11 protein-coding genes are annotated in these 19,187 nt (G+C 44.2%); 6 read left to right on the forward strand and 5 right to left on the reverse strand.

Annotated elements, in window-relative coordinates; translation table 11 throughout:
- Positions 1 to 15: 15 nt before the first annotated feature.
- Positions 16 to 861, reverse strand: coding sequence for a magnesium transporter (locus L8S15_RS04955; protein WP_016768990.1), 846 nt, complete (start codon positions 859 to 861; stop codon positions 16 to 18).
- A gap of 424 nt (positions 862 to 1,285) precedes the next feature.
- The gene (gene tyrS / locus L8S15_RS04960; RefSeq protein WP_004734518.1) at positions 1,286 to 2,473 is read right to left on the reverse strand and encodes a tyrosine--tRNA ligase; all 1,188 of its coding nucleotides are present in this window, start codon (positions 2,471 to 2,473) and stop codon (positions 1,286 to 1,288) included.
- Positions 2,474 to 2,602: 129 nt separating this feature from the next.
- Between tyrS and L8S15_RS04965 the strand changes: the two genes are divergently transcribed.
- Entirely contained in the window at positions 2,603 to 3,892 is a 1,290-nt protein-coding gene (locus L8S15_RS04965; protein ID WP_010436072.1) for a peptidoglycan DD-metalloendopeptidase family protein, read from the forward strand.
- A gap of 72 nt (positions 3,893 to 3,964) precedes the next feature.
- On the opposite strand, the gene L8S15_RS04970 is transcribed toward L8S15_RS04965, so the two are convergent.
- The 3 genes from L8S15_RS04970 to erpA form a co-directional block, all read right to left on the reverse strand.
- Positions 3,965 to 7,078, reverse strand: coding sequence for an efflux RND transporter permease subunit (locus L8S15_RS04970; RefSeq protein ID WP_016793796.1), 3,114 nt, complete (start codon positions 7,076 to 7,078; stop codon positions 3,965 to 3,967).
- A 10-nt stretch (positions 7,079 to 7,088) separates the two neighbouring features.
- Positions 7,089 to 8,213, reverse strand: a complete 1,125-nt coding sequence (locus L8S15_RS04975; protein ID WP_010436065.1) for an efflux RND transporter periplasmic adaptor subunit — start codon at positions 8,211 to 8,213, stop codon at positions 7,089 to 7,091.
- Positions 8,214 to 8,554: 341 nt separating this feature from the next.
- Positions 8,555 to 8,896 (reverse strand): iron-sulfur cluster insertion protein ErpA, encoded by a 342-nt coding sequence (erpA, locus tag L8S15_RS04980; RefSeq protein WP_004734539.1) that lies wholly within the window; start codon positions 8,894 to 8,896, stop codon positions 8,555 to 8,557.
- A gap of 296 nt (positions 8,897 to 9,192) precedes the next feature.
- On the opposite strand from erpA, the gene hemL reads away from it, so the two are divergent.
- The 5 genes from hemL to L8S15_RS05005 all read left to right on the forward strand — a co-directional run bounded on the left by hemL (position 9,193) and on the right by L8S15_RS05005 (position 19,046).
- A complete protein-coding gene (gene hemL / locus L8S15_RS04985; RefSeq protein WP_010436060.1) occupies positions 9,193 to 10,488 on the forward strand; it encodes a glutamate-1-semialdehyde 2,1-aminomutase in 1,296 nt (431 codons plus the stop codon).
- 342 nt (positions 10,489 to 10,830) lie between these two features.
- On the forward strand, positions 10,831 to 11,916 hold the full coding sequence (locus tag L8S15_RS04990) for an AI-2E family transporter (RefSeq protein ID WP_009847558.1): 1,086 nt from the start codon (positions 10,831 to 10,833) through the stop codon (positions 11,914 to 11,916).
- 110 nt (positions 11,917 to 12,026) lie between these two features.
- Positions 12,027 to 13,049, forward strand: a complete 1,023-nt coding sequence (gene rsmC, locus L8S15_RS04995) for a 16S rRNA (guanine(1207)-N(2))-methyltransferase RsmC (RefSeq protein WP_010436055.1) — start codon at positions 12,027 to 12,029, stop codon at positions 13,047 to 13,049.
- Between the two features lie 216 nt (positions 13,050 to 13,265).
- Positions 13,266 to 16,655, forward strand: a complete 3,390-nt coding sequence (locus L8S15_RS05000; protein WP_280572052.1) for a response regulator — start codon at positions 13,266 to 13,268, stop codon at positions 16,653 to 16,655.
- A 708-nt stretch (positions 16,656 to 17,363) separates the two neighbouring features.
- A complete protein-coding gene (locus L8S15_RS05005; protein ID WP_016768984.1) occupies positions 17,364 to 19,046 on the forward strand; it encodes an ABC transporter substrate-binding protein in 1,683 nt (560 codons plus the stop codon).
- Positions 19,047 to 19,187 lie beyond the last annotated feature (141 nt).

Raw genomic sequence — 19,187 nt, forward strand, 5'->3', positions numbered from 1 at the left:
CTATTTTTATAGGAGCTAAGCGATACCGAGGAATGAGTTAACGACTGTAAAATAAATCCACATCCCTGAAATATCGACTATTGAAGCGAGGACTGGGCTCACCAGCACCGCAGGATCTAATTTGAATAACCGAGCAACAATTGGCAATCCAGCACCTAGCACGGTTGATATTGTCACTTGAATAAACAGAGCGACAGCAATCGCGTAAGCAATCATATTAATGTCGTAGCCACCCGTTGATTGGTTGTCACTGAACAGTAAGATGCGGCCTATCATCACCAAGGCAATCGCAAGTGCTAAGCAAATCGCGACTCTAAATTCTTTCCAAAGAACGTTCGCCCACTGGCGTTTCTTCAATTCACCAGTAGCTAGAGCTCTGATGACCAAAGTCGCCGCTTGTGTGCCTGTATTACCACCCGCAGCAGCGATTACCGGCATATAGATCGCCAGAAGTACTAGCTGGCTAAGAATGTCTTCATACTGAGCAATGATAAGCCCAGAGACAATACCCAGCAGCGCTAATGCAATAATCCAACCGATACGTTGCCTAACATGGCTAAGCACTCCAGTTGAAAGGTAACCCTGTTGAGGTTCAACCTCTGAGTAGATCAGCCCTAGTTGGTGAGCTAGATGTCGAGAGCGCTTCTCAAAGCCCTGCTCTTCTAGCTCACTAAGTAAAGTCTGAATCGTACTAAGAGAGCATTGCCCAAGTACTAACACCGCATCTTCAAGTGGCATACGGTTCAAAAGGTTAATTTGTTGCTCACGTCCGTACTGTTGAAAGGCATTAGATACAGCTTGGATGTCTTTCTCTGAGTACAGAGCTTCAATAGATAAAAAAGTGTTGTTCATTACCGTCATGGCGAATCTCCCGATTGGCAAAGGTAACGACCATCAAAACAAATAGCTTATAGCGAGTACACCAAGAGCATTTAACTCGTGTATCAAGAGCGTATAGCCCGTATATCAGGAGCGTATAGCTAAGTGCACCAAGAGCTTAAAGCGCTAATGTGTCTACTTGTTAGAATCTAGTGTGTGGAAAAGAATGAGGGGGAAAACAAAGATACCCTACCTGAACGGCAGGACAATAGATCAATACCGAGACAGGTTATTCTTCTCCATTCAAACTAGGAGGATGGTCGGTATTGTTCATAAAAATCTCCAGAATTACTGTCAATATGACAGCGCGCATAGTGTAGCAATGCACGTTCAAAAACTTCGTCAACTTTGTGTCAATAAAAAAGGCATCCGTGGATGCCTTTTGTTCAATTATTGATGTGCATTATTACTTAATAGTAATACGAGCAAACTTACGCTTACCTACTTGGTAAACTGCAGTACCTGCTTCAGGTACGAATTTGCTGTCTTCAATCTTCTCGCCTTCAAGCTTAGCAGCACCTTGCTTGATCATACGCATCGCATCAGAAGTAGAGTTTACAAGACCCGCTTCTTTTAGAACGTTAGCAATCGGTAAGCCTGCTTCGAATTCGAATTCAGGCATTTCGTCTGGTACTTGATTCTTAGCAAAACGGTTAACGAACTCTTGCTCAGCCGCTTCAGCATCCGCTTCACTGTGGAAACGAGCAATGATCTCTTTCGCTAGCAGTACTTTAACGTCACGAGGGTTTTTGCCCGCCTCAACGCCAGCTTTCAGTTCCGCAACTTCTTCAAGTGGACGGAAAGACAGTAGCTCGTAGTAGCTCCACATTAGATCGTCAGAGATAGACATGATCTTACCAAACATCTCGCTTGGTGCTTCGCTAATACCGATGTAGTTGTGCGCAGACTTAGACATCTTCTTAACGCCGTCTAGACCTACAAGTAATGGCATCATCAGTACCGCTTGTGGTTTTTGACCTGCTGCTTTTTGCAGCTCACGACCCATAAGAAGGTTAAACTTCTGGTCAGTACCACCAAGCTCAACATCACTCTCTAGTGCAACAGAGTCGTGACCTTGTAGAAGTGGGTACATGAATTCGTGGATTGCGATCGGTTGACCACCAGCGTAACGCTTTTTAAAGTCATCACGCTCAAGCATACGAGCAACAGTTTGGTTAGAAGCAAGACGAATCATGCCTTCAGCGCCAAGCTCAGATAGCCACTCAGAGTTGAAACGAATTTGCGTTTTCGCAGGGTCTAGAATCTTGAATACTTGCTCTTTGTAAGTTTCAGCATTCTTCAATACGTCTTCACGGCTTAGCGGTGGACGCGTTGAGTTCTTACCCGATGGGTCACCAACCATTGCAGTGAAATCACCGATAAGGAATGTCACTTCATGACCAAGCTCTTGGAAAGCACGAAGCTTGTTAAAGATAACCGTATGGCCTAGGTGGATATCTGGAGCAGTTGGATCGGCACCCAGTTTAATGCGTAAAGGACGACCTTCTTTTAATTTAGCAATCAGTTCGTCTTCTGGAATCAGTTCTTCTACGCCACGTTTGATCTCGGCTAGTGCAGCTTCAATACTCGCCATTCTTGTTCACTCCCACAGATTTGGCAAAAATATAATAATTAGACATCTTACTTGAATAGCGATGTATTTTGAAACCAGTTACACTATTCCGTCGTCTATTTTCATAATATTTACTGAACGAACCGGAACATGTTGTCTATTTTTGCACGCCTTCCTATTTTGCACCGGGCTTTTATCGCATTTTTTAGTGCCGTAATTTTCGTCGCGATTTTCTTACTACCCGATGTCAGCAGTTTACGTGACGATACGGGCGCTTTAGTGGTGGGGAAACATTACCCACTCACGATCAATGCATCGGCGCTTGTGAGTTCGAGTGATGCTCCGCCAACAGCTGTGCTTAGCTGGGAGAGATATACCGTTCGTTCAGGTGAAAGTACCTCGGTTTTATTCGAGCGAATTGGCCTCTCATACCGCCTGTTAATCACCCTACTCAATACCAACAATGATATTAAGAAACAGCTATCAAATCTAAGACCTGGCGACGTATTACAGTTCGGCTTCGATGAAAACAACGACCTTATTCAATTAAAACGACAACTTAGTGCGTTTGAAAGCTTTAAGATCACTAAGTCTGGTGATTCATTCTCCTCTAGCCTCGACAAAAAAGAAGTGGCCTACCAATACAATTATGCCGAAGCCAACATCACCTCTAACTTCTGGAATGCAGGCGTCAGTGCAGGCCTAACTGCAAACCAAATTATGGAATTGGCGGGGATCTTCGGTTGGGATATCGATTTTGCATTGGATATTCGTAAAAATGACAGCTTCAAAATCTTGTATCAAGAGAAAGTAGTAGAAGGTGAAGTGATTGGCCGCGGTAAGATTATGGCGGCTGTATTCAAAAACCAAGGTGATTCGTTTACTGCGGTATTGGATGATAAGAGTGGCAACTATTTCGATGAGAACGGTCGCGCAATGAAGAAAGCCTTTCTACGCTCACCGATTGATTTCCGTCGTGTAACATCGAATTTTAACCCAAACAGAAAACACCCAGTAACAGGCAAGGTTCGAGCTCATCGAGGTACAGACTACGCAGCCCCTGTAGGTACACCTATCTGGGCGGCCGGTGACGGCATCGTTCAGAAATCAGGTTACAACCAATTTAATGGTAACTACGTGTTCATTCGACACAGCAACACCTACATCACCAAGTACCTGCACATGAAGCGACGCATGGTTAAGGCTGGCCAGCGCGTAAAACAAGGCCAAACCATTGGTACCTTGGGTGGTACAGGTCGAGTGACAGGCCCGCACTTACACTATGAATTTTTGGTCAATGGTGTACATAAAAATGCGCGAACCGTGAAATTGCCTCAATCTAAGTCGTTAACAGGTAAAGCAAAAGCAACATTTATTGCGAACTCAGAGATTCGACTGAATAACCTTGAGCGATACGGCCAGTTGCTCGCGACTAATTAGGTTAAGAACCCTATAAGCCAACGAAAAGAGCGCCCACCAAGGCGCTCTTTTTTATTTCCGTCGAACCTGTACTTATCGTTCATCGTCGTTGCTTTGGAGTATATCGGGTTTATTATCTCGCCCTAGCATCAGCAAACAGGGCGTCAGCACCAAGGTTAGTACCGTTGCAAATGCCAAACCTCCAGCAATAGCCGTAGCGAGTTGCGACCACCATTGCGTGCTCGGTGCACCAAACTCAATTTTTTGGTTAATCAAATCGATGTTCATCTCCAACACCATAGGCATCAAGCCTAAAATGGTGGTAACCGTGGTCAGCATTACTGGCCTTAAACGCTGAACTCCCGTTCTGAGAATCGCATCTCGCTTCTCCAAGCCGCGCTTTATCAGTTGGTTATAGGTATCAATCAACACGATATTGTTGTTTACCACAATTCCGGCCAATGCAATCACCCCAATACCAGACATCACTATACCAAACGGACGTTGGAAGATAAGCAAACCAACAAACACGCCAACCGTTGAGAACAACACCGCGCTAAGAATCAAAAATGCTTGGTAGAAGCTATTAAATTGAGTAATCAGAATCAAAGCCATTACCGCCAAAGCGACTAAGAAAGCACTTTGTAAGAAAGCAGAAGAATTTTCTTGCTCTTCATTTTGACCTCGGATACGGAACTCAACGCTACTCGGTAAGCCCAACTCGCTTAACGCTTGCTCGATCTTCGGCAGTTCAAGCGCAAGGTTATAGCCCTCTTCCATATCCGCCATGATATTCACCACACGCTTTCCATCAAGACGCTTAATCGTGTCTTGCTTGTGGTCGGGAATAATCTGCGCGAAGTTGGTAATCGGAACAAGACCAGCCGGTGTTTTGACTCTTAACTGGTCAAAGCGGCCAATGTCTCTCTTATCATTCGGGTAACGCACTAAGATATCGACCTCTTCTGATGAATCATCAGGAAGGTAATCACCGATCTTTAATCCATTAGTCACAAACTGAACGGTATTACCCACCAAGGTAGCATCAGCCGAAAAACGCGCAGCATCATCTCGGCGAATATCCACCTTCCAGTCGATCCCGTCTTTGCTTGCAGTGTCGCTGATATTGGTCAGTGCTTGATTACCATCCGCCCAGTTTCTGACGATCTTTGCCGCTTGATTAAGCTGCTCTGGTGTCTTGGCCGAAAGCTCAATCACTAAGTCATTCTCAACCGGAGGCCCTGCATCTGGAAACTTATATTCAATCTCAACACCAGCGTATTGATCGGTTTGCACCTTTAACTCTTCAATGATCGCCTTAACACTGCGGCGGTATTGCCAATCAACGGGAGTAATCGATATCAAACCAATCTGGTCATCACCGCCAGTACGTGTGTAAACCGTGTCAAACTCATCATGATTGAGCATCTTTCGTTCAATATCGCGCATGATCAAATCTTTTTCTTGAATAGACAGATCACCATGAGATCGAACTTTAACGTTGAAGAATGGAGGGTCAACCTCTGGGAAAAACTCTGCACCGAGCCCTGCCTTTGAGTAGGTAAAACCAACTGCGATAGATAATACAATCGCACTAACAAGAATCTTAAACGGATGTTCAATAGCAATCGATAGTGTCTGGTAATACGCTTTAGTTAAACCTGTTGCTTGTGAGAAGTCACCATTGTGTAGTGCTACCATTCGAGCTTGGTTTTTAGGGGAAACGTATTGAGGCTTACCGATCAAGCCGCCTAGAACTGGAACAAACAGCAACGCCATAATCAATGAAGCAGTTAACGTGGCAATCAATGTTAATGGTAGGAACTTCATGAACTCTCCCGTCACATCTGGCCAAAACAGTAACGGAGCAAACGCAGCTAAGGTCGTTGCCGTTGATGCCGTTATTGGCCACGCCATACGTTTCGCAGCATCTCTGTAAGCGGCTTTACGCCCTTCACCTTCTTGCATTCGCCTGTCGGCAAATTCGGTAACCACAATTGCGCCATCGACCAACATACCCACTGCCATGATCAAAGAGAACAGCACCACGATGTTGACGGTTAGACCAAACACAGACAACACCAACAATCCCGTGAGGAACGATCCAGGAATTGAAATTCCGACCAATAGAGCGGTTCGAACACCAAGAATGGAGATGATCACGATCACCACTAAAATGATGGCGGATAAGATATTGTTTTGCAGATCGTTGAGCATGATCTTCACATCTTTAGATTCATCCCAAGTGTATTTGACCAAAAGGTTATTTGGCCATTCAGCTTGCTGCTGAGCACCTGCCATTACTGCCTTGACTAGCTCAACGGTTTCAATGATGTTTTCACCCGCTCGCTTCTTTATATCCAAGACAACCGCGGATTTGCCATCTAAACGGGCAAAGCTTTCAGGATCTCGAAACGCTCGGCGAACCGTAGCCACATCGCCAAAGGTCACGACCTGTTTACCATCCACTTTGATTGGCAACTCAAGTACGTCTTTTAAGGAGTTAAACACAGAAGGGACTTTGACAGAAAAACGCCCGTAACCCGTATCAACAAAACCGGCCGCTACTACTCGGTTATTCAAGGCGATCAGGTTATAGATATCCGCTTGATCTAGGCTATAGCTTTCCATCAATAACGGATCAACGATGATTTCAACGATGTCATCACGATCGCCTGCAATATCCACTTCTAGAATTTGGCGATAGCTTTCTAATTTATCTCCAACCTCTCGCGCAATTTGCACAATGGTACGTTCGGGAACAGTACCAAATAGCACAACAGACAAAACTGGTTGTTCAGATGCGAGTGTTACTTCATTTACGGTCGGTTCATCGCTGTCTTCTGGCAACTTGGGTTTGGCCAAATCGACAGCATCGCGCACATCCGCCATCGCCTTGGTAAGATCGACGCCAACATTAAACTCTAACACCACAGAGGCGTGCCCTTCTGCTGCGGTTGCTGTCATCTCTTTTACGCCTTCGATTGACCTAAGCTCTTGCTCAATAGGTCGAACCAATAAACGTTCTGCATCCGTTGGCGAGATCCCTTGGTGCCCGACAGAAACATAAATAATTGGGATGGTAATATCGGGGCTCGACTCCTTGGGTATCGTAATGTAAGTCACTGCACCTGCGACAAGAATTAGCGCCAATAACGAAAGCATTGTTCGTGCACGAGACAAGGCTGCATCAATAATTGAATACATCGGCTATCTCCTACTCAGCTTTCGCTTTAGAAAGTTCAGTACTTTGCTCGATAGCAATCACTGAATCACCATCACGTACAAAGCCTTGCCCAACCGTAATGATATCAACTTGTTGGCCTAGCCCAGTAAGCCAGACTCCATCTTGTTCTGCCTTTACTAATTGGATGCCCACAAACTTCACCATTGGTGAGTCACTAGCAGAGACCAAGGTTTTGACCCCGAGGTTACCCGCCTCATCCAATGCCAGCATCGCCGGTGTTATCTTGATTGCGTCTCTTGTTTCTAGATTGAGGGTTACTTCAGCACTGACACCGGCAGGTAACAGACCATCGGAGTTATCGATTTCAATCTCAATTGGGAAGGTATTGGTTGAGGCCGAAGATATTCGAGAGACGTAACGCAGCCGACCTTTCGCTTCTTCTCTTCCTAACAAACGGACCAAAGCAGATTGATTGACTAACAGGTGTTGGATATGGCGCTCACTGACATCAGCCTCAATAACCAGAGGATCAAGGTCAATCACGCCCGCGACTGGATCGCCAACCCCAACGAAATCACCCAATTCGACCATCAAATCCTGAACCACACCCGAAAAAGGCGAGGTAATTACAGTATTTTTTAAAGCCAACTCCGCATTGCGCATTATGGCTTTTGCTTCAGTTAAGGATGCCTCAGCTGTGGTGTAGGCGATCTCACCTTGCAGACCTCTTTTCTTCAGTGACTGCGCCGCTTTGAACTCTTTCTGCTTCAAGCGATATAACGCAGATGCTCGCTCTAGTTGAATCTCTAAATCACCTTTATCTATCTGGGCAATGGCTTGTCCTGCTTTAACCATATCCCCCTTAACAACATTCAATCTGACAATCTTGCCCGCGACTTCTGCACCTAGACGAGCATGCCGATCGGGCGCCGTTCTTCCATAGAGATCAATCGTTTTAAAGGTCGGTGATGAGGTGAATGTTTGAAAGGATACCTTTGCCAACGGAATTTCTGTCGACTTTTTTGCCGGCGACTCTTCCGCTTGCCCGACTCCTAAGCCAAGCCAGATCGACAATAAAATCACAAGAGCAAGTGAAACTAACCAAGGCTGCGTGAACTTTTGAGAAAGCGATGAGCCAGAAAATTGAGTAGACATACCAAATCCTTTTGTGCCATGTGGTTTAGGTGTGCGATTTTATTGCACAACGTAATGTACAACATCCTGATGCACAAAGAGTTACCTTAACAGAGCAACACCGATCGAAGTTGGACGCTATCGACAATTTAAAAAATATGGCGTTTACTATAATTCAAACTGATGCGACAAATATTACACATCGAAATTATAAATATTTTTATAAGCTAAACGAATTGAATAGATTAGCTTACTCTCTGTTTTATATAATGATTTTCTTAAAAACAAAAACGCCGAACATAAGTTCGGCGTTTACAGTATTTCCAAGATAACTTTTAACTCAAGTTAACTTTCGGGCCAGTCTATACGCTAAATGATGCGCCACAACCACATGTTGTTGTTGCATTAGGGTTGTTTACAAAGAAACGTGCGCCTTCTAGGCCTTCAGTGTAATCAACCATGCCGCCCATTAAGTATTGCAGGCTCATTGGATCAACAACCAGCGTTACACCGCTGTTTACAATCGTAGTGTCGCCATCATTTACTTTTTCATCAAATGTGAAGCCATATTGGAAACCGCTACAACCACCACCTGTAATGTATACACGCAGTTTTAGTTCTGGATTTTCTTCTTCAGCAATCAGCGTTTGTACGCGGGTAGCTGCTGCATCAGAAAAAGACAATGGGATATTTACTTCGCTCACGACAACCTCTCTTACCTGTGTCAAAAACAACATGATACAAATCTAATTCGAGACCATAGTTGTTGAGTATTTTCTTATATTCTGATGATTATCTAATACCTGACTGAAACGTTCAAGTATTCACCACAGGATCGCTCCTTTTACTGCTGTAAAGTCGCTAATATCTAGCAATTAAAACGTGTAACCACACAAAACAACCAGATTCGGGTGATTATCTGGGCGAAAGCATTCCTACTTGGATTGTGGATAGGTACAATGCGTGCCAATTGGTCCGACAGTCAAAAGAGGATATATCAATGACCAAATCAGCAGAGCTATACGAAAAAGCACAGCAAACTATTCCTGGTGGCGTAAACTCTCCAGTTCGTGCATTCAATGGCGTAGGTGGTTCTCCAATCTTCGTTGAACGCGCTGACGGCCCACTTATTTTTGATGCTGATGGTAAAGCGTATATCGACTACGTTGGCTCTTGGGGTCCAATGATCCTTGGTCACAACCACGCTGTTATTCGTGATGCTGTGATTGCAGCAGCTCAACGCGGCCTTAGCTTCGGTGCTCCAACCGAAACTGAAATCAAAATGGCTGAACTTGTATCTGAGATGGTTCCATCGATGGAACAGCTACGTATGGTGAGCTCAGGTACAGAAGCAACAATGAGTGCGATTCGTCTAGCTCGTGGTTTCACTGGTCGTGACAAAATTCTTAAGTTTGAAGGCTGCTACCACGGCCACGCAGACAGCCTACTTGTAAAAGCAGGTTCTGGTGCACTGACTTTAGGTCAACCAAGCTCTCCTGGCGTACCAGCTGATTTTGCGAAACTAACACTAACAGCAACCTTCAATAATCTAGATTCAGTTCGTGAAATCTTCGCAGCAAACAAAGGCGAGATCGCTTGTATCATCGTAGAGCCAGTAGCGGGCAACATGAACTGTATCCCTCCTGTCGAAGGCTTCCACGAAGGTCTACGTGAAATCTGTGACCAAGAAGGTGCATTGCTAATCTTTGATGAAGTAATGACAGGTTTCCGCGTTGCTGAAGGTTGTGCTCAGGCTTACTACAACATCAAGCCAGACCTAACATGTCTTGGTAAAGTGATTGGCGGCGGCATGCCAGTGGGTGCTTTCGGTGGTCGTAAAGACGTGATGCAATACATCGCACCAACGGGCCCAGTTTACCAAGCAGGTACGCTTTCAGGTAACCCTGTTGCAATGGCTGCTGGCTACGCATGTTTGAACCTTCTACGAGAAGAAGGCAACGAAAAGCGTCTAGCTTCAAAAACTAAGCAGTTGGCAAAAGGCTTCAAGCAACTTGCTGACAAGCACGGCATCCCAATGCTAGTTCACCAAGTTGGCGGTATGTTTGGTTTCTTCTTCACAGATCAAGAAACTGTGACGTGCTACGAAGATGTAACTAAGTGTGATGTAGAACGCTTCAAGCGCTTCTTCCACCTAATGTTAGATCACGGTGTTTACCTTGCACCTTCAGCATTCGAAGCAAGCTTTACTTCTCTTGCTCATGGTTCTAAAGAACTGGATGCAACACTAGAAGCTGCTGACCGCTCTCTTGCGATCATCGCTGCTGAGAGCAAATAGTCGAAAGCACTTTATAAGTCGCTAACCGATTGAATTTAGGGCTGCATTAAATGCAGCCCTTTTTTATATATGGTGTTCATTAGCCACACATATGACAGTTTTTTAGCCGTCAATTAAGGCTAAAGCTGAACCAAAAGCGATTAACGTTCCCAGAAAAGAAAAACCAACAGCATCAAGGTACCAAGGAACATTCTGAACCAAGGGATCTCTTTTTTTATTTGCTGTTCCTCGTCTTGGCATTTCTTATCTTTATTACAGCACCCCATAATCAAAACTCCTCATTGCTAACTCTCTGTTTTGCAGCCATTATAAACTCAGAACGCAAATATAGAGACCATTAACGTGTCAGAAAAACTCAAAATCAATACTAGCCACTGGGTGATCATCATTGCCCTACTTGCGGCGGCTTATGCTTGTTACTTGCTTATAGAGCCGTACGTCAACTCAATCGTGATGGCCTTTATCATTTCACTATTGATGTTCCCAATCCATGAGTGGCTTGAAAAGAAGATCCCTAATAAAGAAAACGTCGTTTCGCTACTTTCATGTGTAATCTTGACCTTTATTATTGTTATCCCTTTATTAGCCGTGTTTGCAGCGATTGTGCAGCAAGGCTCTTTGTTTTCTCAAAACACCTACCAATGGGTGACACACGGTGGCATTCAGACTCTGTTTGCTCATCCGTTAGTGGTCAAAGCGCTGTCGTTTGTGAATAATTACCTGCCTTTCGACAACATTGAGCCCCAAGCCATCGCACAGAAAGTCGGTGAATTTGCGACCAGCTTCGGCTCAAAACTGGTTGGTATCAGTGCAAAAATCCTTGGTGATGCGACCAATTTCTTGATGGATTTCTTCTTGATGCTGTTTGTTCTGTTCTTCTTATTAAGAGATCATGACAAAATCATCAGTGTGGTTCGTCATATTCTTCCGCTGTCTCGTAGCCAAGAAGACAAACTTCTAACAGAGATAGAGCAAGTATCGAAATCAGCTGTAATGGGTTCATTCTTAACCGCAATAGCACAAGGTTTTGCGGGCGGTTTAGGTATGTGGATTGCCGGTTTCCCAGGCCTATTCTGGGGCACTATGATGGGCTTTGCCTCTTTCATCCCAGTTGTGGGTACCGCATTAATCTGGATCCCAGCAGCAACTTACTTGTTCCTAACTGGTGATACCACGTGGGCGATTTTCCTAACGGTTTACTGTGTGGCGATTGTTGGTTCAATTGATAACCTGTTGCGTCCGCTGTTAATGCAAGGCAGCGCTGGCATGAATACCCTAATGATCTTCTTCTCGCTATTGGGTGGTATTCAACTGTTTGGCCTAATTGGTCTTATCTACGGCCCACTAATTTTTGCGATTACCATTGTTCTATTCAACATCTACGATGAAGAGTTTAAGGACTTTTTAAACCAACAAGACAAGAGTTAATCAACTGTTCGGCAACTTGGTTGGCGAACGAGTATTAAACACTTCAAGCTTTAGGCGGATTATGCGAAAATCCGCCCTCATTTTTTGCTAACGATTCAACAGAGTGTCCTATGTCAGCTTATATTGCCCCAAGCCAGATTGCTCAACGCCAACTCGCCTATTTTGAAGGCAAACATGTTTTAGTTGCAGGTGAGGCAGAAGACTTGTTCCCTGTTGAGTTAGCCAAGCATTGTGAATCTGTATCTGTATTCACCTCTAATTACAGCTACTACCGTCAGCTTGAAGGTTATAGCAGCATCCAACGCTTTTACGGTTCAGAGTTTACCGAAGAGACCGAAGCTGACTTAGTGATGCTGTACTGGCCAAAAGCCAAAGCGGAAGCAGAATTTTTGTTGGCGATGCTGTTTGCCAAGCTAGGCAAAGATACCGAGATCGTCGTGGTTGGTGAGAACCGTTCAGGCGTGAAAAGCATCGAGAAGATGTTTGCTCCTTACGGCAAAGTCGTTAAATACGATTCAGCTCGTCGTTGCTCTTTCTACTGGGGTCAATGCTTCGAGCAACCACAAGCGTTCAACCTGCAAGACTGGTTTAAGACCTACACAGTTAACATTGATGAACAACCTCTGACGGTAAAAAGCCTGCCTGGCGTCTTCAGTCACGGTCAGTTCGATGTTGGTAGCCAACTTCTGTTGGATACCCTGCCAAAACTAAAAGGCAAAGTACTCGACTTTGGCTGTGGTGCAGGCGTACTGGGCGCAGTAATGGCATCTCGTCACCCTGATATCGATCTAGAAATGTGCGACATCAGTGCATTTGCCGTCGCATCAAGCCAAGCGACCCTCGAAGCGAATGGTTTAACGGGTAAAGTCTTCGCTTCAGATGTCTATTCTGATACTGCAGAAGACTACCAGTTCATCATCAGTAACCCACCATTCCATTCAGGTTTGGACACTAGCTACAGCGCGACTGAGACCTTACTTGCTCAGGCTCCTAAGCATTTGAAGCGTTCTGGTGAAATGATTATTGTTGCGAACAGTTTCTTAAAATATATTCCAATTATTGAACAGGCGTTTGGAAAATGCGCGACTCTAAATAAGACCACTAAATTCGCGATCTATCACGCAAACAAATAACCTATCTAGCACAGCGCAGGGTCATTATCTGCGCTGTCTGTTCATGTTTTTGTCAAAATTCTATAAAAATGAGCTTTTGCACACGCTTTAAATACCACTTACTTGTCAAAGTAAAAAAACTCGTTAATTTCGTTAAATTGGAACCCGTTAATTCTATTCTCTGTACTTGTTTTCGCCCCTTTTAGCAGTACATCAAAGGAAAGTAGTACCCAATTTATGTTTAGATTCTATCGTAAGCAGAAGTTTAAGCGCCTTCAAAATACCCTAATGTTGGCATTTCTTGTCCTCAGTATTACACCAGTGACACTTATCGCGATATTTTTCCTCCAATCGCACAGTCAGGATCTTCAGGAACAAAGCACCTCACACCTTGTTTCGGTTCGTGATACTAAGCAGCAGCAAATTGTCGATTACCTGCAAGCTCAAGAATCCCAAGTCATGGGCTTTGTTCGCTCAGAATTGGCCAATGCCAGTGGCGGACGCTTTTATGGTTTGATTAACGCCTTCCAGCGTCTCGGTTTAGATATTGACGAGGCACGTAGCAATGCTCAGCAACGCTACATCCAAGGCTCCGGCGATCAAATTAAAACATCGATTCTTCCAGAATCCAGCAGCTTTATAGGCAGTGAACGTTATCGTCTGCTGCACAAGCGCTACCATAACGCTTACCTAGAGCTGCTTAAACGCTCCGATTTTGACGATATCTTATTGGTTGATATTAACGGCAATGTGGCTTATTCGGTGTTTAAATATGACGATTACGGCACCAATTTGCTGACTGGAAAATACAAAGATTCAAATCTCGGTGTTACCTTTCAACGCTTAGCAAAAGACGTAAAAGACAAACGTAAATCCAACGAAGATTACACGCCCGTTATTGTTTCCGACTTTAAAGACGAAGACGGAAAACAAACCGCATGGTTAGGTGCGCCTATCGTACAACAGGGCTATCTACACAGTTATGCGATGTTTAGACTACCGATTAACGGCATTACTAAGCTGATCGCCGATTTAAATAAGCGCTCAAATATTCAAACCCTTTTGGTTGGTGACGATCACTTGCCTCGCAGCCTTGCGCACTCACAAGAGTCGATTAATTTGAGTTTGGATGTTGTCGATAAGGCACTTGCCGGTGAAACAGCCGTTGGGACGTTTAATAACACTCAAGATCAAGCGATCATCGCAGCCTACACTCCTATTGATCTTAAATACGCAACATGGGCTTTGGTCGTGGAACTTCCAGAAAAAGAAGCCTTTGCTCGTATTCATCAGCTAGAAAAGATCTTCGTGATCGTTATGCTAACAGCGATCATTCTTGTATTTGTCGCATCGCATTATCTGTCTAACTTTATCACTTCCCCACTACTTAAACTGACGTGGGCTGCCGAGAAAGTCTCGGCGGGAGATCTTGATGAAACCATGATCAATACCGAACGCAAAGATGAAATAGGTCGCTTGGCGGTGAGTTTCGAAAGAATGCAGCGATCGATTCGTGACAAAATGCAGCTGATCAAGAGCCAAAACGATGAACTAGAGGACAACCTTAAGACCATTCAAAAGCAAAACGAAGAGTTGCAACTGGCCAATAAACTGAAAGATGAGTTCTTAGCCACCACCTCACATGAATTGAGAACGCCATTGCATGGCATGGTTGGTATTGCTGAAGCGCTGATATCTGGTGCCAACGGCCCTATTCCTGCCAGCCAGAAATACCAACTGGATATCATCATCAATAGTGGTCAGAGATTGGCAACATTGGTTGATGATCTTCTCGATTATCACAAAATGCGTTATGGCAGCTTGGACATTAAAAAGTCAGCGGTTGACCTGTCGGCTGCCACCAGCTTGGTACTTGAGTTATCTCATCACCTGTTAGGTAACAAACCAATCCGTATCATTAACCAAGTGCCGAGTGATTTAGGGCTCGTTTCATCCGATCCTCAACGACTTGAGCAAGTCATGTATAACTTGGTTGGCAATGCTATCAAGTACACATCCGAAGGCAAGATTGTTATCTCAGCAAGCGTTATCGACGACAACATTCGTGTACAAGTTGTCGATACAGGTCAAGGTATCCCAGCAGAATACCTTGAACACATCTTTGAACCACTGATTCAAGCAGGCCAAGATTCAAGTAACTATCGCCAAGGTGCAGGGCTTGGGTTATCCATTAGCCGTCAGCTCATTGAACTAATGGGCGGCTCGTTGTACGTGAGTAGTCAACCAATGCTTGGGACAACCTTCAGCTTCACATTACCTCTAGCTACCCAACAAGAATTGGATAGTTACAATGAATCAGGGAGCTACTCACACTTCCAAGCCCCAGATTTAATTGATAACTCTCAGCAAGAAAACAGTGTTATCAACGAAGACCCTAATGGTCCGTTGTTAGTGATTGCTGACGATGAGCCAGTCAACCTGCGCGTGCTAGACAGCTTCTTAAAATTGGAAGGTTACCGAGTTCGTATCGCATGTGACGGCCCTGAAACCATTGAACTGATTGAGAAAGAGAAACCAGAGCTACTTCTGCTCGATATCATGATGCCAGGTATGAGCGGCTATCAGGTTTGTGAAGCACTTCGTAAGCGATACGATCATGCACAGTTACCAATCATCATGCTAACGGCACTCAACCAAGCAGAAGACCGTGTTCGAGGTTTCGAAGCAGGTGCCAATGACTATTTATCTAAACCGTTCAACAAACAAGAACTGGCCGCTCGAATTACAGCGCATCTATCAGCAAGTAAAGCCGAACAGAGACGCCTTGAAAACGACCAACTGCAACTGGAACTCAAGCATAGAGCTATGGTTGAAGCTAACCTGTTGGAAACTCAAGGTCGACTGCTAGAACAACTAGAATCAGCCCCTGAAGCCATTATATGTATTCGTGATGACCAACGTATTCGCTTCGCCAACGAAGCGGCAGCGAAACTATTTAGACGTGGGCAAGAACAACTCAAGCGTTCAATGGCCGACGAGATAATCGCGCCTAAATATCTTAAAGTGGAACAAGCCCATTACTGTGGTGATATTGATATCTACATAGATGACACACGTCAGCGCATACCAAGTGATATCCTTAAGCTACCTGAAGGCTCAGGGCTCGACACAATGTATATCTTTAATGTGGGTGGTGGTGTTAACTCAAACCGAGTTAATAATCTTGAAACCGCGGTTGAAGCACTTTCAAGCTACGCCTTTGAAGGTGACAAAGATAAACTACAACAGCTCAAGGAACTTGGCGGTGAGTTTACTCGCCTTGCTGATAAAGCGAGCGGTGAAGGTAAAAACAAACAAGAACTGATGCGTGAAGTACTAGTCGATGTCATGACTAATGCCATCATCTACTGGGAGTCTGTTACTGGTGAAACCAAGTTTGCCTTCGCAGAGAAAAGTGGGTTGTGGCGCGTCTATTTAGACCGCAGCACCCTGCAAACTCGAACGCTAGACAAATACCTACGCGTCGAAACCCTACCGAAAACGCCTCGCTGGCGAACGGTACTAAGCTCAATCGAATTCATACTTGAGCACTGTAAAGAACAAACACCAGAAAGAACTCATATTGAGATGCTAAGGGATAAACTACAGAAACTACTGACTAGTTAACCTTGAAGTAAGATCACAACACTGTGAATCATGGAGCCCACCTAGCGTGGGCTTTTTTGTGAGTATCATTTGCGATAAAGCACAATAACGTCTATTCAAATACACTTCTTTCACGATATTAAACAAGCAAAATGACACGTTACTCAAGCTTAAACAATCACTAGTTCAACCGCTATTTTTAAGCTTATTCTTGGCTGAATTTCACTATCCCCCTACTCTTTGTTGCAGTTTGAGAAGCGAGTCACAACAGAACGGCAGATTTAATTTTCTAGAGAAATTTAACGTAAAATTAGCAAGTGACCAAGATCTACAATTACATCAAAACCAAACAACCCCCTATAATAAAATGAACCTCAAGTAAGTAAGTACTAACAATTAAGTATCACTACAAATTCAACTGCGAGTCACATCACTCTAACAATTGCGCGCAAAAAACCATCAATCCGCCCTATTTTGACGTTAATGACGTGGGGTTGTGTGTTTTTAACGTTTTTGACGGGAAACGAGTTTGATTAATTCATCGATAAGGTGTTTTCTTACTCCTGCCAAAGGCCTACAGGCCACTCTTACCACTTCTCAGAATCAACGATGAATCTGGAGCAACGAAGAAGAGGTAGGCCTTTAACTAGAGTGTGTATCTACTAAACAATTAGCGACAGATAACATTCAATCCATTAGCGAAATGAAAGCAAATAGTAAGGAACAGCTATGCTTGCCAATATAAAAAAAACAGCACTAGCAACAGCAATTATTGCAACTGCTACAACAGGTTTTGCATCAGTAGCAACTGCTGCAGAACGCAGCGAACTGACCGTTCACCCGAAAGAGTACACTACATTCGTACGTAACTTTAACCCGTACCTTGGTGCTACTAACCTACATACTACAACTGACTTCATGTATGAGCCGCTAGTAGTATTTAACGAAATGCACGGTAACACTCCAGTGTTCCGTCTAGCTGAAAACTTCAAGATGTCAGATGATCTGATGAGTGTTGTTTTCGACATTCGTAAGGGTGTTAAATGGTCTGATGGAGAAACTTTCTCTGCTGATGATGTTGTTTTTTCTTTCAACCTTGTAAAAGAGAAGCCAGAGCTTGACCAGTCTGGTATCAACTCTTGGGTAACTTCTGTAGAAAAACTGAACGATCACCAAGTTAAGTTCAGCCTAACAGAAGCAAACTCGAACGTACCTTATGAGATTGCTAAAGTACCAGTAGTACCTAAGCACATCTGGAAAGACATTAAAGACCCATCAACTTTCACTAATGAAAATCCAGTGGGTTCTGGTCCATTTACAGAAATCGATACGTTTACAGCTCAACTTTACATTCAGTGTGAAAACCCGAACTACTGGGATGCTGACAACCTAGATGTTGACTGTCTACGTGTTCCACAAATTGCGAACAACGACCAGTTCCTAGGTAAAGTTGTAAACAGTGAAATGGACTGGACATCTTCTTTCGTTCCAGATATCGACCGTACATACGCAGCAGCTAGCCCGAAACACCACTACTGGTACCCGCCAGCAGGTACACAGGCATTCATCGTTAACTTCAAGCACCCTGATGCTGCAAAGCATGAAGCATTGAGCAACGTTGAATTCCGTCGTGCTTTCTCTATGGCTCTTGACCGTCAAACTATCATCGATATCGCATTCTACGGTGGCGGTACTGTGAACGATTTCGCATCGGGTCTTGGTTACGCTTTTGAAGCTTGGTCTGATGAAAAAACTCATGACAAGTACAAAGGTTTCAACACTTACAACGCTGAAGGCGCGAAGAAGCTTCTTGCTGACGCAGGCTTCAAAGATGTAAACAAAGATGGTTTTGTTGACACTCCATCTGGCAAGTCTTTCGAACTAATGATTCAATCGCCAAACGGCTGGACTGACTTCAACAACACAGTTCAACTAGCGGTAGAACAACTGAACGAAATCGGTATTAAAGCGAAAGCTCGTACACCTGACTTCTCTGTTTACAACCAAGCAATGCTTGAAGGTACATACGACGTAGCATACACAAACTACTTCCACGGTGCGGATCCATACACTTACTGGAACAGTGCTTACAACTCATCACTACAATCTGGTGATGGTATGCCTCGTTTCGCTATGCACTTCTACAAAAACGACAAGCTGGATGGTCTTCTAAACAGCTTCTACAAAACAGCTGATAAGAACGAACAGCTAGATATTGCACATGGCATCCAGCAAATTATCGCTGCAGACCAAGTAACAATCCCTGTGATGTCTGGTGCTTACATGTACCAATACAACACAACTCGATTCACTGGTTGGTGGAACGAAGAAAATCCAAAAGGCCGTCCAAACATTTGGGCTGGTATTCCAGAGCGTCTACTTCATGTACTGGACCTAAAACCAGTTAAATAAGTAATAGTTCAATCTTTGCGGCGTAACCTCTTACGCCGCTTATAAAAATCCCCACACTATCAATTGAAAGTATGGCGCTAGTCGTCAGGGGATTTTTCGTTCCAAATTTCGCTAGGAGCGACCTGAATCCAGAAACAGGGA

The sequence above is a fragment of the Vibrio sp. S/42/10 genome, assembly GCF_029890535.1.
Lineage (GTDB): Bacteria > Pseudomonadota > Gammaproteobacteria > Enterobacterales > Vibrionaceae > Vibrio > Vibrio cyclitrophicus.